This window comes from Streptomyces sp. NPDC055632 (assembly GCF_053618675.1).
In genome coordinates this window covers 135,201-159,417 of sequence record NZ_JBSHHY010000009.1, presented here as the reverse complement: position 1 = coordinate 159,417, position 24,217 = coordinate 135,201, and the positions used below count along the sequence as shown (strand labels likewise).

At 74.6% G+C, this 24,217-nt stretch carries 16 protein-coding genes; 4 read left to right on the top strand and 12 right to left on the bottom strand.

All coding sequences use genetic code 11. The features are described 5' to 3' along the window. Positions 1 to 71 precede the first annotated feature (71 nt). Positions 72 to 2,123: an N-6 DNA methylase gene (locus tag ACWGSR_RS15190; protein ID WP_453566790.1), complete on the bottom strand. Its 2,052-nt coding sequence runs from the start codon at positions 2,121 to 2,123 to the stop codon at positions 72 to 74. Positions 2,124 to 2,436: 313 nt separating this feature from the next. Here ACWGSR_RS15190 and ACWGSR_RS15185 point away from each other — a divergent pair, with 313 nt between their 5' ends. Then, entirely contained in the window at positions 2,437 to 3,186 is a 750-nt protein-coding gene (locus tag ACWGSR_RS15185) for a DUF4352 domain-containing protein (protein ID WP_376234109.1), read from the top strand. 119 nt (positions 3,187 to 3,305) lie between these two features. Further along, the gene (locus ACWGSR_RS15180) at positions 3,306 to 4,070 is read left to right on the top strand and encodes a hypothetical protein (protein WP_376234107.1); all 765 of its coding nucleotides are present in this window, start codon (positions 3,306 to 3,308) and stop codon (positions 4,068 to 4,070) included. Positions 4,071 to 4,253: 183 nt separating this feature from the next. On the opposite strand, the gene ACWGSR_RS15175 is transcribed toward ACWGSR_RS15180, so the two are convergent. The 3 genes from ACWGSR_RS15175 to ACWGSR_RS15165 form a co-directional block, all read right to left on the bottom strand. Further along, positions 4,254 to 5,000 carry an N-acetyltransferase gene (locus ACWGSR_RS15175; RefSeq protein WP_453566702.1) on the bottom strand — a complete coding sequence of 249 codons (747 nt, stop codon included), beginning with the start codon at positions 4,998 to 5,000 and terminating at the stop codon, positions 4,254 to 4,256. 98 nt (positions 5,001 to 5,098) lie between these two features. Beyond that, on the bottom strand, positions 5,099 to 5,773 hold the full coding sequence (locus ACWGSR_RS15170; RefSeq protein ID WP_453566700.1) for an HNH endonuclease family protein: 675 nt from the start codon (positions 5,771 to 5,773) through the stop codon (positions 5,099 to 5,101). Positions 5,774 to 5,877: 104 nt separating this feature from the next. After that, positions 5,878 to 6,717: an SCO6745 family protein gene (locus ACWGSR_RS15165; protein WP_453566788.1), complete on the bottom strand. Its 840-nt coding sequence runs from the start codon at positions 6,715 to 6,717 to the stop codon at positions 5,878 to 5,880. Positions 6,718 to 6,841: 124 nt separating this feature from the next. Here ACWGSR_RS15165 and ACWGSR_RS15160 point away from each other — a divergent pair, with 124 nt between their 5' ends. Continuing rightward, on the top strand, positions 6,842 to 7,411 hold the full coding sequence (locus tag ACWGSR_RS15160) for a TetR/AcrR family transcriptional regulator (protein ID WP_453566698.1): 570 nt from the start codon (positions 6,842 to 6,844) through the stop codon (positions 7,409 to 7,411). A gap of 29 nt (positions 7,412 to 7,440) precedes the next feature. Here the strand turns inward: ACWGSR_RS15160 and mfd are convergent, their stop codons facing one another. The 3 genes from mfd to ACWGSR_RS15145 all read right to left on the bottom strand — a co-directional run bounded on the left by mfd (position 7,441) and on the right by ACWGSR_RS15145 (position 14,550). Beyond that, positions 7,441 to 10,974, bottom strand: a complete 3,534-nt coding sequence (gene mfd / locus ACWGSR_RS15155; protein ID WP_453566696.1) for a transcription-repair coupling factor — start codon at positions 10,972 to 10,974, stop codon at positions 7,441 to 7,443. Between the two features lie 190 nt (positions 10,975 to 11,164). After that, positions 11,165 to 13,735 (bottom strand): ABC transporter permease, encoded by a 2,571-nt coding sequence (locus tag ACWGSR_RS15150; protein WP_453566694.1) that lies wholly within the window; start codon positions 13,733 to 13,735, stop codon positions 11,165 to 11,167. Beyond that, on the bottom strand, positions 13,732 to 14,550 hold the full coding sequence (locus ACWGSR_RS15145) for an ABC transporter ATP-binding protein (RefSeq protein WP_453566692.1): 819 nt from the start codon (positions 14,548 to 14,550) through the stop codon (positions 13,732 to 13,734). Before ACWGSR_RS15145 ends, ACWGSR_RS15150 begins: the two co-directional genes overlap by 4 nt. A gap of 197 nt (positions 14,551 to 14,747) precedes the next feature. On the opposite strand from ACWGSR_RS15145, the gene ACWGSR_RS15140 reads away from it, so the two are divergent. Beyond that, the gene (locus tag ACWGSR_RS15140; RefSeq protein WP_453566690.1) at positions 14,748 to 16,388 is read left to right on the top strand and encodes an MFS transporter; all 1,641 of its coding nucleotides are present in this window, start codon (positions 14,748 to 14,750) and stop codon (positions 16,386 to 16,388) included. Between the two features lie 208 nt (positions 16,389 to 16,596). Here ACWGSR_RS15140 and ACWGSR_RS15135 read toward each other — a convergent pair whose 3' ends face one another. The 5 genes from ACWGSR_RS15135 to ACWGSR_RS15115 all read right to left on the bottom strand — a co-directional run bounded on the left by ACWGSR_RS15135 (position 16,597) and on the right by ACWGSR_RS15115 (position 24,093). Further along, positions 16,597 to 18,864, bottom strand: a complete 2,268-nt coding sequence (locus ACWGSR_RS15135; protein WP_453566688.1) for an FG-GAP repeat domain-containing protein — start codon at positions 18,862 to 18,864, stop codon at positions 16,597 to 16,599. A gap of 69 nt (positions 18,865 to 18,933) precedes the next feature. Further along, positions 18,934 to 19,320: a VOC family protein gene (locus ACWGSR_RS15130; RefSeq protein ID WP_376234084.1), complete on the bottom strand. Its 387-nt coding sequence runs from the start codon at positions 19,318 to 19,320 to the stop codon at positions 18,934 to 18,936. 77 nt (positions 19,321 to 19,397) lie between these two features. Further along, entirely contained in the window at positions 19,398 to 20,312 is a 915-nt protein-coding gene (locus ACWGSR_RS15125; protein WP_453566686.1) for a cellulose-binding protein, read from the bottom strand. Positions 20,313 to 20,438: 126 nt separating this feature from the next. Continuing rightward, positions 20,439 to 23,087: an SUKH-4 family immunity protein gene (locus ACWGSR_RS15120; protein ID WP_453566684.1), complete on the bottom strand. Its 2,649-nt coding sequence runs from the start codon at positions 23,085 to 23,087 to the stop codon at positions 20,439 to 20,441. A gap of 7 nt (positions 23,088 to 23,094) precedes the next feature. After that, entirely contained in the window at positions 23,095 to 24,093 is a 999-nt protein-coding gene (locus tag ACWGSR_RS15115; protein ID WP_366377068.1) for an SMI1/KNR4 family protein, read from the bottom strand. Between the last annotated feature and the right edge of the window lie 124 nt (positions 24,094 to 24,217).

The following is a 24,217-nucleotide window of genomic DNA, read 5'->3' as shown; positions in this document are numbered from 1 at the left end:
GCGGACAACGGTTCCGGGATACCCGGAACCGTTGTCGAAGAGATGAGGAGGAGCGGGGAGCGGAGGGGCCGTCAGGGAGCCACGGAACCGTCCGCCAGGCCGTCGTACAGGCCCTGTACGAACCGGTCGCCGAGGCGGGAGGTCAGGCGCAGGGACTCCTCGAAGGCGGCGAGGGCGCGGAACCGCTCGCCGAAGCGGCGCTGCTCGACCAGGGGCAGGCGCGGCAGCTGGAGGCGGCGGACGTCGAGGCGGGTCGCGGTGGAGGCGTAGCTGCTGGCCTGCCGGGTGTTGGCGGTGGCGCGGAGGAAGCCGGCCAGGAACCAGGGGTCGAGGGCCGCCGGGTCGGGGCGCAGGAGCTGGAGGTTGCGGCCGAGGGCGGCGCCCTCGGCGGTGGCGTCGACGACCCGGACGGCCGCCCCGCCGCCGAGGACCGGGACGACGACGTCCCCGGCGGCCAGCAGGACCGGCTCCTCGGGCGGGCCGTCGGGCAGCGTGCCGGAGGGCGGCTGGGCGGCCAGGACGTCGTGGTCGGTGAGGACGGCGACCGGGGCGGCGGCCGGGGCCGTGCCCGCGCCGCCCGCGCGCAGCACCAGGGCTCCGGCGCGGGCCAGTTCGCCGACGGTCGTGGTGGGCCTGCCGGACCCGGCGGCGGGCGGGTCGGCGACGGGCGGCGGGGTCAGTTCGCGGGTGCGGCGCAGGGTCTCCGTCAGGCGCTCGCGCACCCCGGCGAGCTGGGCCGCGCCCTCGGCGGCGGCCGGGGGCGGCAGGTGGCGGGCGGGCGCGAGGTCGACGTCGTCGTCGAGGAGTTCGATCACGGGGACGGAGCGGCTCGCGCCCGGGGTCCCGGCGAGGGTCCCGTCCCGGTCGAAGGGCGCCCAGGCGTCCAGTACGGCGGTGTGGACGGCCGGCCAGTCGAGCCGGTCGCGGCCCTCCCGGCCCGGTCCTGCGTGCTCGGACGCGGTGTCCACGAGGAGGAGTTCGGCGGGGGGCCGGCCGCCCGGGACGGGCTTGCGCAGCACCCAGAGGTGGAGCGGGATGCCGTACGGGGGCGCGGCGCCGGCCGGGAGGGCGACGACCGCGCGCAGGGCGCCCCGGCGGAGCAGGTCGGCGCGGATGCGGCGGCCGGAGCGGCGGGAGGCGGCGGCGGGCGGCATGAGGAGGACGGCGGTGCCGCCGGGGCGGAGGCGGGCCAGGGCGTGCTGCACCCAGGCGAGTTCGGACTCCGTGCGGGCCGGGAAGCCGTACTCCCAGCGCGGGTCGTAGGCCAGTTCCTCGTGGCCCCAGTTGCGCTCGTTGAACGGCGGGTGGCAGAGGACGGCGTCCGCCGCGAGCGCCGGGAAGGCGTCGGCGCGCAGGCTGTCCCCGGACCTGACCCGGATGTCGGCGTCGGCCGCGAGGGCCAGGCGCAGGGCGGTGAGCGCGGCGAGGTCGGGGTCGGCGTCCTGGCCGCAGAGGGCGCCGGGGCGCTCGACCGCGCCGAGCAGTCCGCCGGTGCCGCAGGCCGGGTCGAGGACGGTGAGCGGGGCGGCGCCCTCGCCGGCGGGCGCGGGGGCCGCGAGCGCCGCCATGAGGGCGGCGGGCCCGGGCGGGGTCAGCGTGTACTGGCGCGGGTTGGCGTCGAGGTGGCGTCCGAGCAGGAACTCGAAGGCCTGGCGCGCGCCGGTCCCGGCCGCGAGTTCGGCGGCCCCGCGCAGCAGGGGCAGGGAGACGGCGAGCGCGCCCGAGGTGGGGGTGAGGACGGCCCGCCCGGGGCCGAGGCGCTCGGTCAGCGTCTCCTCCAGGGCGACCGGCAGCACTTCCGTGAGCCGGTCGTCCGGGAGCGCGGCGAGCGAGGGCCAGGCCGCCGACCGGTCCCGTACGAGGAGGAGGGCGCAGCCCGCGTGGACGAGGGCGGTGACGGCGCCGGCCGGATGGCCCGCGACCTGCTGCCAGACGCGCTCCCTGAGCGGGACCTCGGCCAGTTTGCCCTGGGCGCGGAGCCACTCCTCGACCTCGGCGAGGGCGAAGGACGGGCTGGCCTCCGTGCCGCCGACGGGTTTGGGGAAGTCGGCGTGGCGGCGGCGCCAGTTGCTGACGGCGGCCCGGCCGACCCCGGCGAGCCGGGCGATCCCGGCGGCGGTCACCTCGGCGGTCACCTCGGCGGGGGCGGCCCCCGCGGGTGCCTCCGCTTCCGCCGCAGCCGTCTCCGCCGCTCCTGCTTCCGCCGCGCCCGTCTCCGCCGCACGCGCGTCCGCTGCGTTCTCCGGCACCTGACCCATCTCCCCTGGCTGGCGCTGACAACTCTCGTGTGACGCCCATCCTACTGACGACATGCGGCGCGGGCACTTCACAGCGTGATCCGATCCGTTTTCCGTGAACCGTGTTGACTCGGTTCACAAGCTCTGTTGTGATTGACCCATCGCGCCAGACATCTTCAATGTCCGGGAGGACACACCCATGTCGTACGACACCCAGGTCCCGCCTGCCGCCCCGCACCGGGCCATGCGCAACGGCCTCGGCACCGCGGCCCTGATCCTCGGCATCATCGGCACGCTCTCCGGCCTCGTGCCGTTCTTCTTCTGGCTGGCGGGCATCCTGGGCCTGATCGCCCTGATCCTCGGGCTCGTCGGCAAGGGGCGCGTGAAGCGCGGCGAGGCGAACAACAAGGGAGTGGCGCTCACCGGTGCGCTCCTCGGCCTCGCGGCCCTGATCCTCTCGGTCGTCGGCGCGGTCATCACGTTCACGGCGGTCAGCGACGCGGTCGACGAGATCGACAAGGCCATCAAGGACTCCGCGCCCAAGGACCCGGCGGCCAAGAACCTGGCGGACGGCGACACCTCGGTCTACGACGACGACCTCAAGGTCACGGTCTCGGACCCTAAGGCGTACAAGCCCGGCGAGTCCGCGGCCGGCCACACCGAGGGCAACAAGGCGTACCAGGTCACCGTGGTCATCGAGAACGGCGGCAAGAAGAAGTTCGACGCCACCCTCGTCACGCTGACCGGCCGCGCCGGGACGAACGGCGTCGCGGCCGAGCAGATCTTCGACGAGAAGGTCGGCACGGGCTTCCAGGGCGCCGTCCTGCCCGGCAAGAAGGCCACCCTCACCGTCGCCTTCGACACCCCCAAGGACGCCAAGAACCTGACGGTCGAGGTGAACCCGGGCTTCGACTACAACGCCTCGCAGTGGGAGCTGAAGCTCGGCTGACCCGGCCGCGACCGGCCGCCCGCGAGGACCGGGGCCCTCCGGGGCCCCGCCCCGGCCCGCCCCCGGACCCCGCTCCCGCACACCCTCCCCCGTACACCCCTCCTCCGGAGAAGAACCCCATGCGCGCCCCCACCCCCGCCTCCTCCCGCCCCCGTGTCCGCCGCACCGCCGCCACCGCCCTCCTGTGCGCCGCCGTCGCGGCCGGCGCCGCCGCCTGCGGCCCGTCCCCGGAGAAGGCGAAGCCCGCGGGGCCCTACGCGGAGCTGACCGGGTCGCAGATCGTCGACAAGGCGTTCGCGGCGACGGCGGCGGCGAAGTCCCTGACCGTGGACGTCGACCTGACGTCCGAGGGCGAGCGGACGAGGTCCTACGTCTCCTTCGACGGCACCGGGAAGTGCACCGGCACGGTGACCACGGGCACGGCCGCCACGACCGAACTGATCAGGGCCGACCGGAAGAACGTGTACCTGCGCTTCGACGAGGCCGCCCTGAACGAGGAGTCCGAGGGCGAGTCGCCGGAGGTGCGGGAGGCCATGCTCAAGACCCTCAGGGGCCGCTGGGTCGAGCTGCCGGCCTCCGCCCCCGAGGCGAAGGACGCCGTGGAGCTGTGCGACCCGAAGAAGCTCCTCGGCGGGTTCGAACAGGGGGCGAGCGGGATCGAGCGGGGCGGGGAGACCACCGTCGGCGGGCAGAGGGCGCTCGCGCTGACGGAGCCGGACGGCGACGCGACCAGCACCGTGTACGTGGCCACGGAGGGCACGCCGTACGTCCTCAGGATCGTGACGAGGGGCGGCGACGAGCCGGGGACGATCACCTTCAGCCAGTACGGGAAGCCGGTCACGGCGAAGGCCCCGGCACCGAAGGACATCGCGGACCTGGACTGAGCCCGAGGGGGGCGAAGCCCGGACCGGGGGCCGGGGATCGGGGGGATCCCGGGCCCGGGGGGCCGGGCTTCAGGAGGGGGAAAGCGTGAGGAGGGCCGTCGCAGGGGAGCGGCCCTCCTCACGCGTGCGCGTGGCGGCGCGGGTGCGCGGTGACACGGACGTACAGGCGGCCACGCGGACGCGTCACACGCGGTGCCGGACCCACACGTTCGGCTCGACGTAGACCGCGTAGCCGCGCGCGGCCTCGCAGTGGACCGGGACGAGCGCGCCCTCGACCTCGACCGGGCCGTCCGTGTCGAAGGGGAGGCCGGTCCACTTCCGCCACTGCTCGACGGAGCCGGGGACGGTCATCGACGCCGGGGCCACCGCCTCGATCGTGCCGCCCGCGCGCACGTGGACGCGGAGCCACGGGTCGTGCGGCAGGCCGTCGGACTCGCGGGTGCGGAAGGCGTACTCGTGGATGGACGCCCCGGCCTCCCGGTGCTTGCCGTTGGGGCGGACCGGGGCGACCAGCTCGGAGAAGCCGCGCGCGGCCGTGTTCTCCCGCAGGGCGGACAGCATCCGGTGCGAGACGCCCTGTCCCAGGTAGGCCTTGTCGACCGTGATCTCGATCGCGCTGACCGTGTCGGGCTCCCGGCCCTGCTTCAGGTCGGAGAAGGCCCAGAGCAGCACCTCGTCCCAGCCCCGGTCGGGCAGCGCGCGACGGCCGTCCAGGTCCATCCGGAAGGGGACGCTGAACCCGCGCGCGACGAACTTCCCGTCGGCGTCGGTGGCGACGAGCACGTACTCCGGGAGCTGCCGCACGATCTGGCCCATGTTCGCCCAGCCCACCGGGTCGTACATCATGAACTCGGGCCAGAGGTGGCGCATGTCCCACATCGGCCCTTCCAGTTCGGGGCGTTCTGCGAGGGTCGATATGTTCAGGTCCATGGCCGCAGACTAAAGATCGTTCCGGCGGCGACCAACCGGTTTTTCCCCAGATCCCCCGCAGGCCTTCCCGCCGGGCCGCCCCGCTACGGAAGCTTCTGCTACGGAAGCTTCTGCTGCGGGCACTCCTTCAGGATCCGCTTCATCGCGTCCCGCTCCCCCTCCGTCACCCACACCCCGTACTTCTTCTTCACCGCGACCTGCCGGGCCACGTACGTGCAGCGGTACGCGCCGTTCGGCGGCAGCCAGGTCGCCGCGTCGCCGTCGGACTTGCGGCGGTTGGTGGCGGCGTCGACGGCGAGCAGGTTGAGCGGGTCGTTGGCGAAGCGGCGCCGGGTCTCCGCGTTCCACTGCTGCGCCCCCTTCTGCCAGGCGTCGGAGAGCGCCACGACGTGGTCGATGTCGACCTTGCTGCGGCCCCGGACGTAGGTGACGGTGGTGCCGGTGTACGGGTCGTCGGTGAGGGTGCCGGAGGCGACCTTGCAGTGGCCGTCCGTGTACCGGACCCCGGTGAGGTCCCGCTTGAGGATGTCGTCGCGGGTGCCGCAGCCGTTCTTGTCGACGTCCGCCCAGGCCTGGCCGAACTCCTCCCGGTCGTACCCGGTCTTCGGGGCACGGCCCTTGACGGTGAGGGTGTCCACGGCGGCGAGGGCCGAGCCGGACGCGGCGGGCCGTCCCTCCGTACCCCCGTCGGGCACGGGGGAGCAGGCGGCGGTGGCGAGGGCCACGGCGGCGAGGGCCGAGGCGGCGAGGGTCCTTCGGTACGTCGGCACCATGAAATCCTAGGTCGGACGGCGAGGAGGCCCTTCGGCCCCGGGGCGAACGGATTCCCCCCGCGTCGGCCCGTCACACCTGCCCGGACCCGGCGCGCCCCGGCCGCTCACACTTTGCCGATGCCCAGCGTGTTCTCGGCGGGCAGCAGGCCGGAGCCGATCGCGGCGAGCCAGGGGCCGCCGAGCAGGTCGGCGAGGCGGCCGGTGTCCTCGGGGCCGAGGGCGGCCCAGGGCGCGGCGGCCAGCTCGTCCGTGTGCCGCTCGACCCCGGCCCGCAGGGCCCGTCCGGCTTCGGTGGCCGCGCCGTCCGCGTCCACGAGCCCCCGGGCGGCGAGCCGGTCCCGGGCGGCGGACCACTCGGCGGCGGACCAGCCCCGGCTCGCGAAGACGGACTCGGGCGCGGCGCCGACCGCCGCGAAGGAGACGAGCGCCTCGACCGGGTCGAGTCCGGCGGCCAGGAGGGCGGTGACGTGTCCGTCGCCCCGGTGCTCGCGCAGGACCGTCGCGGCCTGCCAGAGGACGAGGTGCGGGGCGTCGGGCCAGGGCGCTTCGGCGTTGGCGGCGGCGAGCGGCCGGCCGGCGGGTCCGGCGGCCTCCGCCGCCCGGCGGGCCAGCGCGGCGGCCTCGGCGAGGCCGGGGCCCGTGACCGCGTCCGCGCCGAGGACGGACCGGTAGGCGCGGTCGACGGCCCGGAGCCGGGCGGCGAGCACGTCGGCGGGGCCGGCGGTCGTCCAGGCGGCGGGGACGTACCGGGCGACCGTCGCCGGGCTGAAGCTGTAGAAGGCGGAGGCCACCCGGACCGGTCCGGCGGCGCCGAGCGGCGCGGCGCGCCAGGCGAAGTAGGAGGGCCAGCGCTCGGTGGTGTCGTAGCCGAGGGCGGCGGCCTCGTCGAAGGCCTCGGGGGCGTAGTAGAGCAGGGCGTGCAGCGGTTCGAGCAGGTGCCACATCTGGCGTGCGCGTCCGGATTCCACGGCGTTCTCCCTCACGGTCGACCCTCCATGTCTTGTCACTGACAAGATTGCGCCCCGCCCACAAACTTGTCAATGACTAGATGAGGGCTAGGCTGGCCCCATGACGACCCGGAGCACCTACCACCACGGCGACCTGCGGCAGGCCGTCCTCGCCGCCGCCCTCGACGTCATCGCCGCCGAGGGGCCCGGGGCGCTGAGCCTGCGGGACCTCGCCCGCCGCGCCGGCGTCTCGCACGCCGCGCCCGCCCACCACTTCAAGGACCGCGCCGGACTCCTCACCGCCGTCGCGGCCGAGGGCTACGACCTCCTGGCCCGGACCCTCGCGGACACCCCCGACCTGCGCGAACGGGGCGTGCGGTACGTACGGTTCGCGGTGGAGCACCCCGCCCACTTCCAGGTCATGTTCCAGCCGGACCTGCTGCGCGCCGACGACCCGGACCTGCTCGCCGCCAAGGAGCGCGCCTCCGCCGAACTGCGCGCGGGCGTGGCCGATCTGGACGGCACCCCCGGCGTCCCCGACGCGCGCGAGGCCGGCATCGCGGCCTGGTCGCTCGCCCACGGCTTCGCGACCCTGCTCCTCACCCACAACGTGACGGACGCGCTGGGCGGCCGGGACCCCGGGGAGTACTTCCGCGCGCTCACGGGTCTGCTCTTCACGCGGCGGGAGTAGGGGCGGCCCCGGAGAACCGCCCCCTCATCTCACGACCCCAGGATCGTCGTCAGGAACTCGCCCGTCCACGCGAGGAGTTCGCGGCCCACCACCGGCTTGCCGCCGATCTTGCCCGTCGTCGGGCGCGGGACGAGGATCTGGTGGACGGCCGGCTTGATGACCGTGCGCGGGTACAGGCGCTTGAGGCGCAGCTCCTGGGACTCGCGCAGCTCCACCGGGGCGAAGCGGATGTTCGGACCCTGGAGGACGATCTCGCCGACCCCGCAGGCGCGGGCCAGCATCCGCAGGCCCGCCACCAGGAGCAGGTTCTCCACCGGCTCGGGCAGCTTGCCGTAGCGGTCGGTCAGCTCCTCCCGTACGGCCCTGATGTCCTCCTCCGAGTTGGCGGAGGCGATCGCCCGGTAGGCCTGGAGGCGCAGCCGCTCCCCCGGCGCGTAGTCGTGCGGCACGTGCGCGTCGACCGGCAGCTCGATCTTGACCTCCAGGGGCGGCTCCTCCTCCGCCCCGCCGTCGAGCGACGCCCGGTAGTCCGCGACCGCCTCGCCGACCATCCGTACGTACAGGTCGAAGCCGACGCCCGCGATGTGGCCGGACTGCTCGCCGCCGAGCAGGTTGCCCGCGCCCCGGATCTCCAGGTCCTTCATGGCCACGTACATGCCCGCGCCCATCTCGGTGTGCTGGGCGATCGTCGCGAGCCGCTCGTGCGCGGTCTCCGTCAGCGGCTTCTCCGGCGGGTACAGGAAGTACGCGTAGCCCCGCTCGCGGCCACGGCCGACCCGGCCCCGGAGCTGGTGGAGCTGCGACAACCCGAAGTTGTCGCCGCGCTCGACGATGAGGGTGTTGGCGTTGGAGATGTCGATGCCGGACTCCACGATCGTCGTGGAGACGAGCACGTCGAACTTCTTCTCCCAGAAGTCGACCACGACCTGTTCCAGGGCCTGTTCCGACATCTGGCCGTGGGCGGTCGCGATCCGCGCCTCGGGCACGATCTCGCGCAGCCGCGCCGCCGCCCGGTCGATGGAGTCGACCCGGTTGTGGATGTAGAAGACCTGGCCCTCGCGCAGGAGTTCGCGCCGGATCGCGGCGCCGATCTGCTTCTCCTCGTACGGGCCGACGAAGGTGAGGACCGGGTGGCGCTCCTCCGGCGGGGTGGTGATCGTGGACATCTCGCGGATGCCGGTGACCGCCATCTCCAGGGTGCGGGGGATGGGGGTGGCGGACATGGTGAGGACGTCGACGTTGGCCCGGAGCTTCTTCAGCTGCTCCTTGTGCTCGACGCCGAACCGCTGCTCCTCGTCCACGACGACCAGGCCGAGGTCCTTGAACTTGGTCTCGGAGGAGAAGAGGCGGTGGGTGCCGATGACGATGTCCACCGAGCCGTCCCGCAGCCCCTCCAGGGTCGCCTTCGACTCGCTCTCCGACTGGAAGCGGGACAGCGCCCGCACCTTCACCGGGAACTGCGAGTACCGCTCGGAGAAGGTCCCGAAGTGCTGCTGCACGAGCAGCGTCGTCGGGACGAGGACCGCGACCTGCTTGCCGTCCTGGACCGCCTTGAAGGCCGCCCGGACCGCGATCTCCGTCTTGCCGTAGCCGACGTCGCCGCAGATCAGGCGGTCCATGGGGACGGTCTTCTCCATGTCCTCCTTCACCTCGGCGATGGTGGACAGCTGGTCGGGCGTCTCCGCGTACGGGAAGGCGTCCTCCAGCTCGCGCTGCCAGGGGGTGTCGGGGGCGAAGGCGTGGCCGGGGGCCGCCATCCGCGCCGAGTACAGCTTGATCAGGTCGGCCGCGATCTCCTTGACGGCCTTCTTGGCGCGCGCCTTCGTCTTCGTCCAGTCCGCGCCGCCGAGCCGGTGCAGGGTCGGCGCCTCGCCGCCCACGTACTTGGTGACCTGCTCCAGCTGGTCGGTCGGGATGTAGAGCCGGTCGCCGGGCTGGCCGCGCTTCGCGGGCGCGTACTCCACGAGCAGGTACTCGCGGGTGGCGCCCTGCACGGTCCGCTGGACCATCTCGACGTACCGGCCGACGCCGTGCTGCTCGTGCACGATGTAGTCGCCGACCTCCAGGGTCAGCGGGTCGATCGTCTTGCGCCGCTTGGCGGGCATCCGCTGCCCGTCCTTGCCGGCCGCCTTCTGCCCGGACAGGTCGGTCTCGGTGAGGACGGCCAGCCTCAGGCCCGGGTCGACGAAGCCGTGGTCGATGGAGCCGCAGGCCACGTGGACGACCGAGGGCGCGATGTCGGTCAGGTCGGAGTCGAGGCGGGCGGCGATGCCCTCGCCGCCGAGGACCTCGACCGTGCGGGACGCGGGGCCGTGGGCCTCCGTCACGTAGACCGTGCGCCAGCCGTCGGCCAGCCAGCCCTTGGTGTCGGCGAGCGCGCGGGCGGTGTCGCCCCGGTACGACTCGGGGGCGCGCATGCCGAGGGCGAGGGTGTCGCCGTCGGCGTCGGCCGCGTCCGCCGCGAACGGCGACACCGACCACCAGGGCATCCCCAGCTCGCGGGCCCGGTCGCGGACGTCCGCGATGCCCCACAGGGAGGCCGCGCCGACGTCGATCGGGGCCTCGCCGCCGCCGGCGGTCGCCGCCCAGGACGCCTGGAGGAACTCCTGGCTGGTCGCGACCAGGTCCGCCGCCCGGGTCCGTACCCGCTCGGGGTCGCAGACCACGGCCATGGAGCCCTCGGGCAGCACGTCGAGCAGCAGCTCCATGTCGTCGACGAGGACCGGCGCGAGGGACTCCATGCCCTCGACCGCGATCCCCTCCGCGATCTTGTTCAGGAGCTCGCCCAGCTCCGGGTGCTCCTCGGCGAGGGCCGCCGCCCGCTCCCGCACGGAGTCGGTGAGCAGCAGCTCGCGGCAGGGCGGTGCCCACAGGCCGTGCTCGGCGACCTCCAGGGACCGCTGGTCGGCCACCTTGAAGTAGCGGATCTCCTCGACGTCGTCGCCCCAGAACTCGATCCGGAGCGGGTGCTCCTCGGTGGGCGGGAAGACGTCCAGGATGCCGCCGCGCACGGCGAACTCGCCGCGCTTCTCGACCAGCTCCACCCGGGAGTACGCGGCGGCCGCCAGGCCCTCCACGACCTCGTTCAGATCGGCGGTCTGCCCGGACCGCAGCGCCACGGGCTCCAGGTCGCCCAGGCCCTTGACCTGCGGCTGGAGCACCGAGCGGACGGGTGCGACGACCACGCTGACCGGCCCGGCCGCCGGGTCGTCGTCCCTGGGGTGCGCGAGGCGGCGCAGCACGGCGAGGCGGCGGCCGACGGTGTCGGAGCGGGGCGAGAGGCGCTCGTGCGGCAGGGTCTCCCAGGAGGGGTACTCGGCGACGGTGTCGGGGTCGAGGAGCGAGCGCAGCGCGGCGGCCAGGTCCTCGGCCTCCCGGCCGGTCGCGGTCACCGCGAGCACCGGCCGCCCCGAGTCCCGGGCGAGCGCGGCCACGGCGAAGGGGCGCGCGGCGGCCGGCCCGACCAGGTCCACGTGGGGCCGGTTCCCGTCGGCGGCGGCCTTCACCGCCTCGGTGAGGGCGGCGTCCTTGACGACGGCGTCGAGCAGACCGTGCAGGCTCATGGGGCTTTCCATCCCGGAACTGGAGGTGCGGACAACGCGAACCGCCCGACACGTCGCACGGGCCGGGTGGTCCCGGACGCGTTCGGCCCGGGCGTCCCCAGCCTACGACGCACCACCGACACCCGCGCACGGAACACGGACGGCCCCGGCGTGCGCGCACCGGGGCCGCCCGTGTCCCGCCGTACGGCCGCTACTCGCTCGCGATCGCGTTCAGGACGTTCATCCGCCCCGCCCGGAACGCCGGGACCAGGGCCGCGAAGAGGCCCACGAAGGCCGAGGCGACGAAGACGGTGAGGATCGTCGGCCAGGGGATGTCCAGGGTGCCGAGGCCCTCCAGGGCCAGGAGCTTCTGGGCGGCGGTGCCCCAGCCCATGCCCAGGCCGAGGCCGAGGAGCGCGCCGAAGAGGGCGATGACCACCGACTCCAGGCGGATCATGCGGCGCAGCTGGCGGCGGGAGAGGCCGATGGCCCGCATGAGGCCGATCTCGCGGGTCCGCTCGACGACCGACAGGGCCAGGGTGTTCACGACGCCGAGGACCGCGACGACGATCGCCAGGGCGAGGAGCCCGTACACGATGTTGAGGAGCTGTCCGACCTGGTCCTGGAGCTCCTCCTTGTAGTCGGCCTGGTTGCTGACCTTGTACTGCGGGTAGGGCGCGAGCGCGTCCTTGAGGGCCTGGTAGGCCTGCGTCTCCTGGCCTTCCTTCGCGCCGGCGAAGAGCAGCAGGCTGTGCGGCACCCGGTCGGCCGGCAGGTACCGGGCGGCGGTGGTGACGTTGGTGTACATCACTCCCTTGTCGACGTTCGCCTCGTCCGAGGTGATCGCCGCGACCTTCAGCCGCGCCGGCTTCCCGCCCTTGAGGGCGACGGTCAGCACGTCGCCGACCTTCACGCCGTGCGCGGTGGCGTAGTCGCTGCCGACGGACATGGCGTCCGGCCCGTAGGCGTCCGCGAGCCGGCCGGCGGTGGTCTCCCGGCGCAGGTCCTGGGCGTACGTCGGGTCGGCGGCGGCCAGGCCCTGTTCGGCCTTCTTGCCGCGCGGGTCGGTGACGGTGACGTCGAGCCACTTGTACTCGGTGACGTGGTCGATGCCGGGGGCCTTCTCCAGGGCGGCCTGCGCCTGCGGCACGATCGGCTGCCCGGTGCCGGACCGCACGATGAAGTCGGCGCCGACGGAGCGGTCCAGCTCCTCGGTGGCGGAGGCCACCATGGAGGAGCCGACCACCGACAGGCAGGCGACGAGCGCCAGGCCGATCATGAGGGCGGCGCCGGTGGCGCCGGTGCGGCGGGGGTTGCGCAGGGCGTTGCGCTCGGCCATCCGGCCGACGGGCCCGAAGACCCGCAGGACGACGACGCCGAGGACGCGGACGACCCCGCCGGCCAGCAGCGGGCCGACGACGACGAAGCCGAGCAGGGAGAGGACGACGCCGAGGCCGAGCCAGGCGGAGCCGGGGGCGGCCTCCTCGGCGCGGGCGGCGGCCACCAGGGCGGCGGCTCCGGCGGCGGTGAGGGTGAGGCCGATCCCGCCCCGGACCCGGCCTGCCCTGCCGTCGGCGGGGGTGCCCGCGTCGCGCAGGGCGGCCATCGGGGAGATCTTCCCGGCGCGGCGGGCCGGGACGTAGGCGGCGAGGACGGTGACGACGACGCCGAGGACGACGCCGACGACCGGGGTCGTCCACTTCACGGTGAGGTCGCCGGTGGAGAGCTCCATGCCCACGGCGGACATCAGCTTCATCAGGCCGACGGCGAGGCCGACGCCCGCCGCGACGCCGGCGGCCGAGCCGACCAGGCCGAGGAGCAGCGCCTCGATCAGGACGGAGCGGTTGACCTGCCTGCGGCTCGATCCGATGGCCCGCATGAGGCCGATCTCGCGGGTGCGCTGGGCGACCAGCATGGAGAAGGTGTTGACGATGAGGAAGATGCCGACGAGGAAGGCGATCCCGGCGAAGCCGAGCATGGCGTACTTCATGACGTCGAGGAATCCGGCGAGCTCCTCGCGGCCCGCGTCGGCGGCCTCGGCGGCCGTCTGGAGCTTGTAGCCGTCGCCGACGGCGGCGGCGATGTTCGCCTTGAGGGCCTCGTCGCTCACGCCGGGCGCGGCGTCGGCCGTGATCTGGGTGAACAGGCCTTCCTTGCCGAGCAGTTCGCGCTGGGCGGTGGCGGTCTCGAAGTAGACGAGGGTGGCGCCGGGGTTGGTGACCTTGAACTCGGCGATGCCGGAGATCCTCGCGGTGAAGTCGCCGGTGACGGAGATGGTCCGCAGCTCGTCGCCGAGCTTCAGGCCGTGCTTCTCGGCGGTGGCGGCGTCCACGACGACGTCGGTGGGGCCGCGCGGCTCGTGGCCGGAGGCGATCTCCACCGAACGCAGTTCGTTCGGGCTCCAGTTGACGGCGATCGTCGGGGCGCCGCCGGTCGGGCCGACGTTCTTGTTCTTCGCGTCGACGACGGTGACGCCCAGGGAGGCGACCGAGCCCTGCACGTTCCGGGCGCCCTCGGCCTTCGCGACCTTCTCCAGGAGCGCGGCGGGGAAGGTCTCGGGCCGGCCGGTCTGCGGGGTCTCGTCGTCGGTCGCGCCCTCGGGGCTGACGGTGACGTCGGAGGCGGTGGTGGCGAAGAGCTTGTCGAACGTCGTGTTCATCGTGTCCGTGAAGACCAGGGTCCCGGAGACGAACGCGACGGAGAGCAGGACGGCGACGGCGGAGAGCGCCATCCGGCCCTTGTGCGCGAGGAAGTTGCGCAGGGAGGTCTTGAGGACGCTCATGAGGTCCGCCCGCGCGCGTCGAAGTCGGGGGTCCGGGGGTTCCCGCCGGGAAAGAGGCGCATGCGGTCGAGGACGGCCTCGGCGGTGGGCCGCTCCATCTCGTCGACGATCTTCCCGTCGGCGAGGTAGAGGACGCGGTCGGCGTAGGAGGCGGCGACCGGGTCGTGGGTGACCATGACGATGGTCTGGCCCAGCTCGTCCACCGAGGTGCGCAGGAAGCCGAGGACCTCGGCGCCGGCCCGCGAGTCGAGGTTTCCGGTCGGCTCGTCGCCGAAGATGATCTCGGGCCGGGCGGCGAGCGCGCGGGCCACGGCCACGCGCTGCTGCTGGCCGCCGGAGAGCTCGTTCGGCCGGTGCTTGAGGCGCTCGGAGAGGCCGACGGTGTCGACGACCCGGCGCAGCCAGTCGGCGTCCGGCTTGCGGCCCGCGATGTCCATCGGCAGCGTGATGTTCTCGATCGCGCTCAGGGTCGGCAGCAGGTTGAACGCCTGGAAGATGAAGCCGATCCGGTCCCGGCGGAGCTGGGTGAGCTTCTTGTCCTTCAGCCCGGTGATCTCGGTCTCGTCCAGGAAGATCTGCCCGCTGGTCACCGTGTCGAGCCCGGCGAGGCAGTGCATCAGGGTGGACTTGCCGGAGCCCGAGGGCCCCATGATCGCGGTGAACCGGCCGCGGGCGATGTCCACGTCGACGGAGTCGAGGGCGACGACCCGGGTCTCCCCCGAGCCGTACGCCTTGACGACCTGGCGCGCCCTCGCGACGACGGCCGTAGCCCCTCCGGTTCCCCCGGGCCTGGGGGTGGTCACAGCCGTGGTCACGGTTCTCTCCTCGGGTCGGAGCGGTGATGGGTTTGTAGGTTCAAGTTAAGTATTCGGACCGGGAGTTCTCCTCCTCCGCCGGTACGAACGGCCCCTGGGCCGTATGGGGGAGGAGCCCCTAAGGGTTCCTCCACCCGTGGTCCGAGTGGCACGCTGTCCCCGAGAATTTAGGTGTACGAAGAAAGGAAGGGCGTACGGTGACCGAGCCGTCGACGACACGGGCCGGAACCGGCCCGTCCTCCGCCACCGCCCCCGCACACCGGAGGCCCGTCGTCGCCGCGCTCATGCTCGGGATGGGGCTCGCCGCGATCGACGGCACGATCGTGTCCACGGCCGTCCCGCAGATCGTCGGCGACCTCGGCGGACTCGCCGTCTTCTCCTGGCTGTTCTCCGGCTACCTGCTCGCCGTCACCGTCACCCTGCCGGTGTACGGGAAGCTCAGCGACACCTTCGGCCGCAAACCGGTCCTGGTCGCCGGGGTCGTCCTCTTCCTCGTCGGCTCCCTGCTGTGCGCCGCGGCCTGGAACATGGCGTCCCTCATCGCCTTCCGGATCGTCCAGGGCCTCGGCGGCGGCGCGCTCCAGGGCACGGTCCAGACGATCGCCGCCGACCTGTACCCGCTGAAGGAGCGCCCGAAGATCCAGGCGAAGCTGTCCTCCGTCTGGGCCGCCTCGGCGGTCGCGGGCCCGGCGGCCGGCGGCCTCCTCGCGGGCTACGCCGACTGGCGCTGGATCTTCCTGATCAACGTGCCGGTCGGCCTGGTGGCGCTGTGGCTGATCTGCCGGTACCTGGTGGAACCGGAACGGCCGGCGGGCGCGGGGGCACGCGCGCGCGTACGGGCGGGGGCGGAGGTACGCCCGCGCGTACGGGCGGGGGCGGGGAAAGCAGGCGTACGGGCGGAGGCGCGAAAAACGGAGGCACGCGCGCGCGTACGGATCGACTGGGCGGGCGCGCTCTGCGTCTTCGCGACCGGCGCCCTGCTCCTGACCGCCCTCGTCCAGGGCGGCGTGGCCTGGCCCTGGCTCTCGGCGCCCTCCCTCGGGCTCCTCGGCGGGGCGGCCGTCCTCGGCGCCGTGACCGTCCTCGTGGAGCGGCGCGCCGCCGAGCCGATCATCCCCGGCTGGGTCTGGCGCCGCCGCACGATCGCCGCCGTCAACCTCGCGCTCGGGGCCCTCGGCCTGCTCATGGTCGCCCCGACCGTCTTCCTGCCCACGTACGCCCAGTCCGTCCTGGGGCTCGGCCCGATCGCGGCCGGATTCGTCCTGTCGGTGATGACCCTGAGCTGGCCCGTCAGCGCGGCGCTCTCGAACCGGGTCTACGCCCGCATCGGCTTCCGGCTCACCGCCGTCCTCGGCATCTCGGGCGCGCTGCTCGTCCTGCTCGCCTTCCCGCTGCTGCCGTTCCCCGGGGAGCCCTGGCAGCCGGCGCTCCTGATGCTGCTCCTCGGCGCGGCCCTCGGCCTCTTCCAACTGCCGCTGATCGTCGGCGTCCAGTCGACCGTCCCGTACGAGGAGCGGGGCACGACCACCGCGTCCGTCCTCTTCTGCCGCCAGGTCGGCCAGAGCGTCGGCGCGGCCGTCTTCGGCGCCGTCGCGAACGGCGTCCTGTCCGCCCGGCTCGGCGGGGACGGCGACCTGGACACCCTGGCCCGCGCCCTGGACTCCCCCGAGTCCCTGCCGCCCGCGACGACGGACCTCCTGCGCCGCGCGGTCGACGCGGCGGTGGACTACGTCTACCTGGGCGCGGCGGGGGCGGCCGCCCTGGCCCTCCTGGTCCTGCTCGTCCTCGCGCCCCGCCGCTTCCCGGTGCTGGGGGAGGGGGCGGGGCGCGGGGACTGACGGCGTACGAACGGGCACGTGCCGGGGCGGGACTTCCACCTGCTGCTGCGGATCATGGAGAACCCCCGGCCCCGGTCCGGAACTCACGGACGGGGGCCGGGGGCTGCTGCTCGTCGGCGGGATCGCCGACCGCTGGGGCTGGTGCCCGAGGCTGCTGGCGCCGGGGAAGACGGTGCGGGCGGAGTGCGTCCTCGGCTGACGGGCCGGGTCAGAAGGCGATGTCGTACCGGACGCCGTTCGTGACGCCGGTCTTCACGCCCGGCTTGAAGGGCGCCTTCCAGTTGCCCGTGCCGGCGTAGAAGGTGGCTCCGGCGGCCGAGGCGATCAGGTCGGCGCGGCCGTCGCCGTCGGCGTCGCCGATGCCGACGAGGTCGGTGAAGGCGCCCCAGCCCTTGCCGATCGGAATACGGGCGGCGAAGGTGCCGTCGCCCTTGCCGAGGTAGAGCCAGAGCGCACCGGCCCTGTCCCGGGCGACGAGGTCGCCGGCCGGTCCTCCGGCGAGGTTTCCGAGGGAGGCGATCTCGTTGTAGACGTCCCAGCCGCCGCCGATCCGCTTGCGGGCGGCGAAGGGCGCGGTGGCGCTCCCGGTGCCGGGGTGGAGCCACAGCACGCCGGTCTTGTCGGTGGTGAGCAGGTCGGGCCGGCCGTCGCCGGTGAGGTCGCCGCCGGCCGCGATCCGGTCGTACCCCTGCCAGCCGCCGCCGATCCGCGTCCGGCCCGTGAGGGGCGCGACCCGGTCGCCGGTGCCCCGGTAGAGCCAGAGGACGCCGGTGCGGTCCCGGGCGACGACGTCGGGCGCGGTGGTGCCCGCGAGGTTCCCGGCGGCCTCGATCCGGTCGTACACCTGCCAGCCGGGGCCGATCCGCACCGCTCCGGCGGAGACGACCGGACCGCCCGCGGCGGCGGTCCGCGTGCGGAACGACCACAGGGTGCCGTCGGACTGACGGGCCAGGAGGTCGGCGGTGCCGTCGTCGTCGAAGTCGTGGGAGGCGGCGGGGCGGGTCACGGTGAAGCGGCCGGTACCGGTCAGCTCCGGACCGATGCCCTCGTCCGGGCGGGCGACGATCCTCCACTCGTACGTGCCCGCGCGGGCGGGGGTCAGCACGCCGCCCGGACGCTCCACGTCCTTGCCGTCCCAGTGCCAGGAGATCCGGCGCGGCCCTCCGGCGGCGGCGGGCCACTCCCGTACGAGGGACTTTCCGCTGCCGACGTGCGTGAGGCTCATCGTGACGTGCGCGTCTCCCCGCGACAGGTCCCAGCCGAAGTCGGCCCCGTTGGCGAGCCGGTCGCCGGTGAGGGCCTTCGGGGCGGTGGAGCCGGTGAGGGCGACGACGGTCGCCTGCCGGGTGGTGGCGACCGGTTCGGCCGTCGGCCGGCCGCCGTCGGCGCGCGGCGCGATCCGGTAGAGGCCCTCGCCGTGCTCGGGGGTGCCGCCGCGCACCAGGAGGCTGCCGTCGGGGCCGGTGACGGCGGAGGAGAACGCGGTGAGGAGGACGGCCTCCTCGCCGGTCTCGACGGACCGGACGGTGAACGGCCGCACCGTGGCCGCCGCCGTCGTGCCGGCGGGGGCGGACGCGTCGATGTGCGCCTTTCTGCCGTACGCCAGCCAGCCGCCGACCAGGTACAGCGGGTCCTGCGCCTCGCCCTCGGGGTCCGGGATCCACCGCTCCCGGGTCTCGCCGCGGCGGTAGGCGACGATCCCGTCGCCCCCGAGCCGCGCCTCGCGCCAGGCCATGTGCGTCGCGGAGACGGCGCCGTCCCAGACCCACTGGTCCTGGCCCTGGGGGATCCAGGTCTCCTTCCCCGACGCGAGGTCGACGAGGATCTTGGCGGAACCCTTCCAGGTGCCGATCCGGCAGTCGTAGAGCGCGGAGGCGGTGTCGGTCCAGCCGCCCTCGGCGTCCTCGCAGTCGACCTGGACCCCGCCGACCAGCTGTCGGAGCTTCGGGGTGCCGCCGGTGAGCACGGCGGCGTCGAGCGCGGCGGCGTACTGCACGCCGTAGCCGCCCTCGTACCGGCCGAGGAGGAGGGTGTCGCCCGCCAGGCCCGAGTAGTGGTAGCCGCCGAGCGCGTCCAGGTCGATCTCCACCGGCGTCGCGTCGGGCTTCGCCGTGTCGTGGATCCGCAGCACCGAACTGACGCTCAGCAGGGCCCGGTTACCGGTGACCACGAGGTCCGAGCCGCCACCGGCGGCGGAGGCGCCGGCCAGGACGGCCGAGGAACCGTCGGAGTAGCGGGTCCACCGGAACTCCGGCGTGGTGCCGCGCGTCTTCGACAGGAAGCCGCGCGGCCCCGCGCCGACGACGTCCGCGTCGCGCGGGAACGCCACCGCGGCCTCCTGCCGGTCCTGCCGCGAGGCCTCCGGCGCGGTGGCGGCCGCGGCCGGGAGCGCGGTGAGCGTGCCGCCCGTGGCGGCGAGGACGACGGTGACCGCCGCGGCCGCGATCCGGCGGGCGTACGGGCGTGTGACGTGCATGTTCGTGTTCCCTCCCCTGGGAAGAGGGAGGCTAGCCGACGGGTCCGACAGGACCGGCACCGGGCTCCGTCACGCGTCCGGGCGGCTCGGGAGCGTCAGGCAGAACGGGTGCCCCGCCGGGTCCAGGAGGACCCGCCAGCGGTCCGGGCGGGGCTGGTCGGCGGAGACGGTCGCGCCCAGGGCGACGAGCCGGACCTCCGCCTCGTCCAGGTCGTCGACGTCGAAGTCCAGGTGCAGTTGCTGCGGGACGTCCTGGCCGGGCCAGGTCGGGGGCAGGTAGCCCTCGACGCGCTGGAATCCGAGGAAGAGACCGGACCCGGCGGGGCCCCGGACGAGGCCCGCGAACTCGCCGTCCGACCGATCGTGGACGGGCAGGCCGGTGGCCCGGTGGTAGAAGTCGGCCAGGGCCAGGGGGTTGGCGCAGTCGAGCGTGACGGCCGTCAGCTTCATGATCATGGGCAAGAAGCTAGACAGACGGTCCGGTGCCGCGCAATCCCGTGAAACCGGCCGCCTCCCGGGGGCGGGGACGCCCGCTATCGGCCGTCCCCGCCCTCCGTCTCCCGGGCCGGCTCCTGGGCCTCCGGCTCCTCCTCCGGCCCCCGCCCCGTCAGCGCCGCCAGCGAGTCGCGGATGTGTTTCATGTGGGAGTGGATCTCGTCCCGGGCCTCCTCGTGCTCCCGCAGGACCCGTTCCGTCGCGCGTTCGGTCCGTTCGGCCTTCAGGCGGGCGGCGGCGAGGAGTTCCTCCGCCTTCGCCTCCGCGTCCTCCCGGCCGTGCCGGGCCTGCTCCTCGGTCTCCGCCAGGGCCCGCCGGGCCTCCGCGAGGCGGGCCTCCGCCTGCCCGGTCAACTCCTGGTGGTGCGCGTCGAGTTCGGCCGTCCGCGCCTGCTCCCCGCGCTCGGTCTCCTCCCGTACCGCCTTCTGCTCGGCGGCCCGCTCCGCCAGGAGCTCCGCCGCGCGCCGTCCGGTCTCCTCGAAGGCCTCCCGGGCCGCCGACCGCAGCTCCGCCGCCTCGCGCTCCGCCTCCGCCGTCAGCTCACCGGCCCGCTCCCCGGCCGCCTCCAGGGTCGCGCGGGCCGCCGCCTCCGCCGCCTCGCGGACGCCCTCCGCGTACGCCCGCGCCGACTCCGCCGCCTCCCGGCCCGCCGCGCCGGCCTCCTCGGCGAGGGCCTGCGCCTCGGCCTCGGCCGCGCGGACGAGCGCCTCGTCCTCCGCCTCGGCGAACTCCAGGATCTTCCGCGCCCGCTCGCCCAGCGACTCGTACCGCTGCGGCGGCAGCCCCTCGGCGATCCCGCGGAGCCCGGCGAGCTCCGTCTCCCGCTCCGCCACCAGTGCGGTGAGCAGCACGGCCCGCTCCCGGGCGCCGTCGCGCTCGGCGGAGAGCGCGGCGAGGAAGCGGTCGACCTGCTCGGGGCGGTAGCTCCGTCCCCGCCCGACAGCGAAACCCATCCCTGACGCCCCTTCCCTGTGGCCCGAACTTCCAGGATGCTCCATCAGAACGGACAAAAGACGCCCAACGTGTACACACGTCGAGCGCCTTTCGTCACATTCCGTCCGGCCGTGGACCGGGAAGGCTCAGAGCAGGCCGTCCCACATCTGCTCCAGGAGCACCGACCACCAGTTCTCCGGCGACGCCAGCGCCGCCGGGTCCAGCATCGCCAGCTGCGCCTGGAAGTCCACCGTCCAGCGGCCCGCCTGCTCCGGATTCAGCCCGAACCGCAGCCGCCACATCCGGCCGAGCAGCGCCATCGAGCGCGTGAACTCCGGCAGCCCGGTGTTCACGAACTGCGGCGGCACCGACTGCCCGCCCGGACCGGCCTCCACCGGCACCGCCACGATGTGCGCGGTCCCGTACTGGACGCACAGCGCCCGCCCGAAGTCCGAACCGACCACCAGGTACGAGCTCGCGTCCGGCGCCGCCTGCACCTGCCGCTGCGCCGCCAGCTCCGCCAGCGTCGGCACCACCGGCATCGCGGGCTGCGCCCAGAAGAACGGCCCGAAGTCCGCCGGCAGCCCCGCCCACACCAGCGTGCGCGCCACCAGCTCCGGCACGCCCTGCCGCGACACCGCCCGCTGGTCGAAGCGGAGGATGCCCGGACCGAACGCCCCGGCCAGCTCCTGCGCGATCGCCTCCGGCGGGACCGGCGGCGCCGGCTGCACCGGCGGCAGCGGCGCCCGCACCGGGGCGGGCCGCGCCGGGCCGTCCGCGACCTGGTGCAACTCGCCCTGATGGGTCAGCAGTTGACGCATGCCCTGCTGCCGGCCCGCGTGGTCGCGACCGTACGCGGCGATGCTGGTGATCCGCGCCTGCGGCCACGTCTCCCGGATCATCCGCGCGCAGTAACCGCCCGGCAGCTCGCAGGACTCCAGCTCCGTGTGCAGTTCGAGCACCTGCTGCGGCGGCACGTTCATCGCGCGCAGCTCGTGCAGGATCTGCCACTCCGGATGCGGGGTGCCCGGCGCCGAACGCCGGATGATCTGCGCCTCGGAACCGTCGGGCGCCCGATAGCGCAGCACCGCCTGGTAGCCGGGACCGACCGTCGGCTGCCCCGCCGGCTGCTGCGGATACCCGTACGCGGGCGGTACGGGACCGGGCACGGGCGGCGGCGTGTGCCCGCCGTGCACCGGCGGCGCCGGAGCGGGCGGGGGCGGCGGACCGGCCGGACCGCCGGGACCCGGGTGCGCCAGCATCGTCGCCGCGTGCGCGACACCGCCCGGAGGCGTCCCGGGCACGCCCGGCGGCGGCGGGGGCGGCGGAGGCACGCCCGGACCGGCCGGACCGGGCTGCGCCAGCATCGTCGCCGCGTGGTGCACGGGCTGCGGCGGCGTCACCGGACCCGGCGGGGCGGGCGGCGGCCCGGGGGGACCGGGCGGACCCGGCTGCGCGGGCGGCGGGGGCCCGTCGGGCCCGAGCTGCGACACCAGCTGCGTCGGGATGTACGCGTTGCCGCCCGACGACGCGCCCGGCGTACCCGGGACGCCCGGCGGGGGCGGCGGACCGGCCGGACCGCGACCGCTCTTCGGCGGCGCCGTGGCCTTGCTCGTCGTGGCGTCCGCGATGTCCCCGGCGCCCGAGGGCGCGGGCGGCGGAAGCGGCGGGGCGGCCGGACCGGGCGGGGCCGGGGGGGTCGCCGGAGTCGCCGGGGTGACGCCCGGCGGGGGCGGCGCGGCCGGGTCGAGCCGGGGCGCCACGGCGGTCGGCGGCAGCGCGCTGCCGCCCTTCATCAGGGCGGTCGGCGCGTCGGCGCCCACCACCGGCTGCGGGGCGTCCTCGTCGTCCGTCCCCGTCAGCGGCGGCGCGAAGACGGTCGCGGGCAGCGGCACCGCCCCGTCCGCACCGCCGGAGCTCGCGTTCGCGTCCACCCACGGGCTGCCCACGGGCGCGGGCGGGGCCGCCGGAACCACGGGCGACGGGGTCGCGAGCGGCGGCACGGGCGCGGACGCGGGGACGCCGTCCATCGCGGTCGGCTCGTAGGCGTCGTCGGAGGCGGTGCCGGACGCGGGGGTCCCCTGGGCGGGGATCCCGGAACCGGAAGCCGTGGACGCCCCGGGGACCGGGGACGGCACCGACGGGGACTCGGCCGAAGTCGAAGACCCGGAGAACCCGGAAGACTCGGAGGATCCGGAAGAAGAACCGGAAGAAGGAGAAGAAGGAGAAGAAGACGCGGGGGAAGCGAAGGACCCCGAGGACCCGGAAGAGGCGGAGGACGCCGAAGACGCCGAAGAGGCTGAGGACGCCACCGACGGCACCGGCCCCGTCCCGCCCGCCCCGTCCACCACGTCCGACGCGTCGTCCACCGGACCCGCCGCGCTCCCGCTCTCCTGCGAGGCGTGCGACTCCTCCCTCGGCAGCCCGGCCTTGTCCGCCGCGTCCTGCAACCACTCCGGCGGAGTCAGCAGGAACGACGTCTGGTTCAGATCGATCCGGGCCGCCGGCACCGCCGCCTGGGGCGGCACCTCCTCCGCGGACCCGTACTCCTCCTCGTACCGCCGGATCACCTCGCCCACCGGCAGCCCCGGCCACAGCGTCGCCTCACCGCTGTCCCGCGCGATCACGAGCCGCTGGCGCCCGCCGTCCGACGTCGGACCGCCCTCGCGGTCCTCCGCCCACACCACGAACCCCAGGCCGAACTCCCGCACCCGCACCTCGCGGTGCTGGTAGCCCGGCAGATCGCCGTTGATCCACTCCTCGGCGCGCTCCTGCGCCTGCGCGAACGTCACCACAGCCAGCTCACTCCCCCACCGGGACCACGGGCACGGCGCGCGCGAAGCCGCCGTCCACCATCAGGTTCGCCACCGTCTCCAACTCCGGCGGATTGCCCGCCAGACGCTGGAGGAACGCGTCGAAGTCCGCACCGCACGGCAGCAGCAACCGCTCCACCCGCTCGTTCACCGACCAGCCCGCCGCGACCTCGCCGGCGTCCCGCGCGTCGTCGTACGCGCAGAACCACACCGAACCGACCCCGCCGCCCCGCACCTTCAGGGCGATCAGACCGCCCTGCACGAACGCCACGCCCAGGTAGTCCTTCGTCAGGTGGTCGCGGAGGCACTTGTTCACGTACACCAGGTCGTTGACCCCGGCCTCCTCCCGCACCGTGAAGAACGGCTGGTCCACCAGGAGCCCCAGCTCCGCGTCGAGCGCCGCCCCCACCGGAGCGCACCCGCCCGCCGCCCTCAGGAACGAGCGGTACGCCCCCGGAAGCCGGTAGCCCAGGTCCTCCTCGACGCCCTGGAGCTGCTGCTCCGACACCGACACCCCGCCCTTCGGCAGCCCGAAGTGCGCGGGGCGCGTCTCCTGGAGCGGGCGCGTGCCCCGCTTCGCGTGGTCGACGGCGGCCGTCGCCACCCCGCCGTGGTGCCGCAGCAGCGCCTTCACCTCGACCGGCACCAGCTCCATCCGGCGGCTGTGCGCCACGTGGTGCCAGGTCCAGCCGTGCGGCGTCGCCACCGCCGGAATCGTGTCCCACAGCTCGTGCCCGGTCGCGGCCATCGCCGCGTTCGCCGACACGTAATCCGTGAGCCGCAGCTCGTCGACGCCGAAGCCCTCCGGCGGATCCGCGATCTCCGCCGCCGCGCGCGCGTACGGCGAGAAGTCCGGGTAGCCGCGCCCGTCCACCCGCACACCCCTGGGGTGCCGGGAAGCACGGACCGGATCCGGGAAGTGCACGACCTGCCCGGCGTAGGCCGCGTTCGGTGGCGCGGTGTCCTGCCCGAGCCGACCTGTCGTCATGGCGGTTGCCCCCTGCATGGCGTCGCTGACTGCTACCGACAGCCGGACCGCTGACTGCCGCCGACTGATGCCGCACAGCCTATGCGCTGCCACAAGAGGCCGAACCGGTCCGATCCGACGGTGA

Bases quoted from the DNA above. Each gene is read 5' to 3' on its own strand.
- ACWGSR_RS15185 (WP_376234109.1), top strand. From the start codon at position 2,437: ATGTCGTACGACACCCAGGTCCCGCCTGCCGCCCCGCACCGGGCCATG.
- ACWGSR_RS15180 (WP_376234107.1), top strand. From the start codon at position 3,306: ATGCGCGCCCCCACCCCCGCCTCCTCCCGCCCCCGTGTCCGCCGCACC.
- ACWGSR_RS15175 (WP_453566702.1), bottom strand. From the start codon at position 5,000: ATGGACCTGAACATATCGACCCTCGCAGAACGCCCCGAACTGGAAGGG.
- ACWGSR_RS15170 (WP_453566700.1), bottom strand. From the start codon at position 5,773: ATGGTGCCGACGTACCGAAGGACCCTCGCCGCCTCGGCCCTCGCCGCC.
- ACWGSR_RS15165 (WP_453566788.1), bottom strand. From the start codon at position 6,717: ATGTGGCACCTGCTCGAACCGCTGCACGCCCTGCTCTACTACGCCCCC.
- ACWGSR_RS15160 (WP_453566698.1), top strand. From the start codon at position 6,842: ATGACGACCCGGAGCACCTACCACCACGGCGACCTGCGGCAGGCCGTC.
- mfd (WP_453566696.1), bottom strand. From the start codon at position 10,974: ATGAGCCTGCACGGTCTGCTCGACGCCGTCGTCAAGGACGCCGCCCTC.
- ACWGSR_RS15150 (WP_453566694.1), bottom strand. From the start codon at position 13,735: ATGAGCGTCCTCAAGACCTCCCTGCGCAACTTCCTCGCGCACAAGGGC.
- ACWGSR_RS15135 (WP_453566688.1), bottom strand. From the start codon at position 18,864: ATGCACGTCACACGCCCGTACGCCCGCCGGATCGCGGCCGCGGCGGTC.
- ACWGSR_RS15130 (WP_376234084.1), bottom strand. From the start codon at position 19,320: ATGATCATGAAGCTGACGGCCGTCACGCTCGACTGCGCCAACCCCCTG.
- ACWGSR_RS15125 (WP_453566686.1), bottom strand. From the start codon at position 20,312: ATGGGTTTCGCTGTCGGGCGGGGACGGAGCTACCGCCCCGAGCAGGTC.
- ACWGSR_RS15115 (WP_366377068.1), bottom strand. From the start codon at position 24,093: ATGACGACAGGTCGGCTCGGGCAGGACACCGCGCCACCGAACGCGGCC.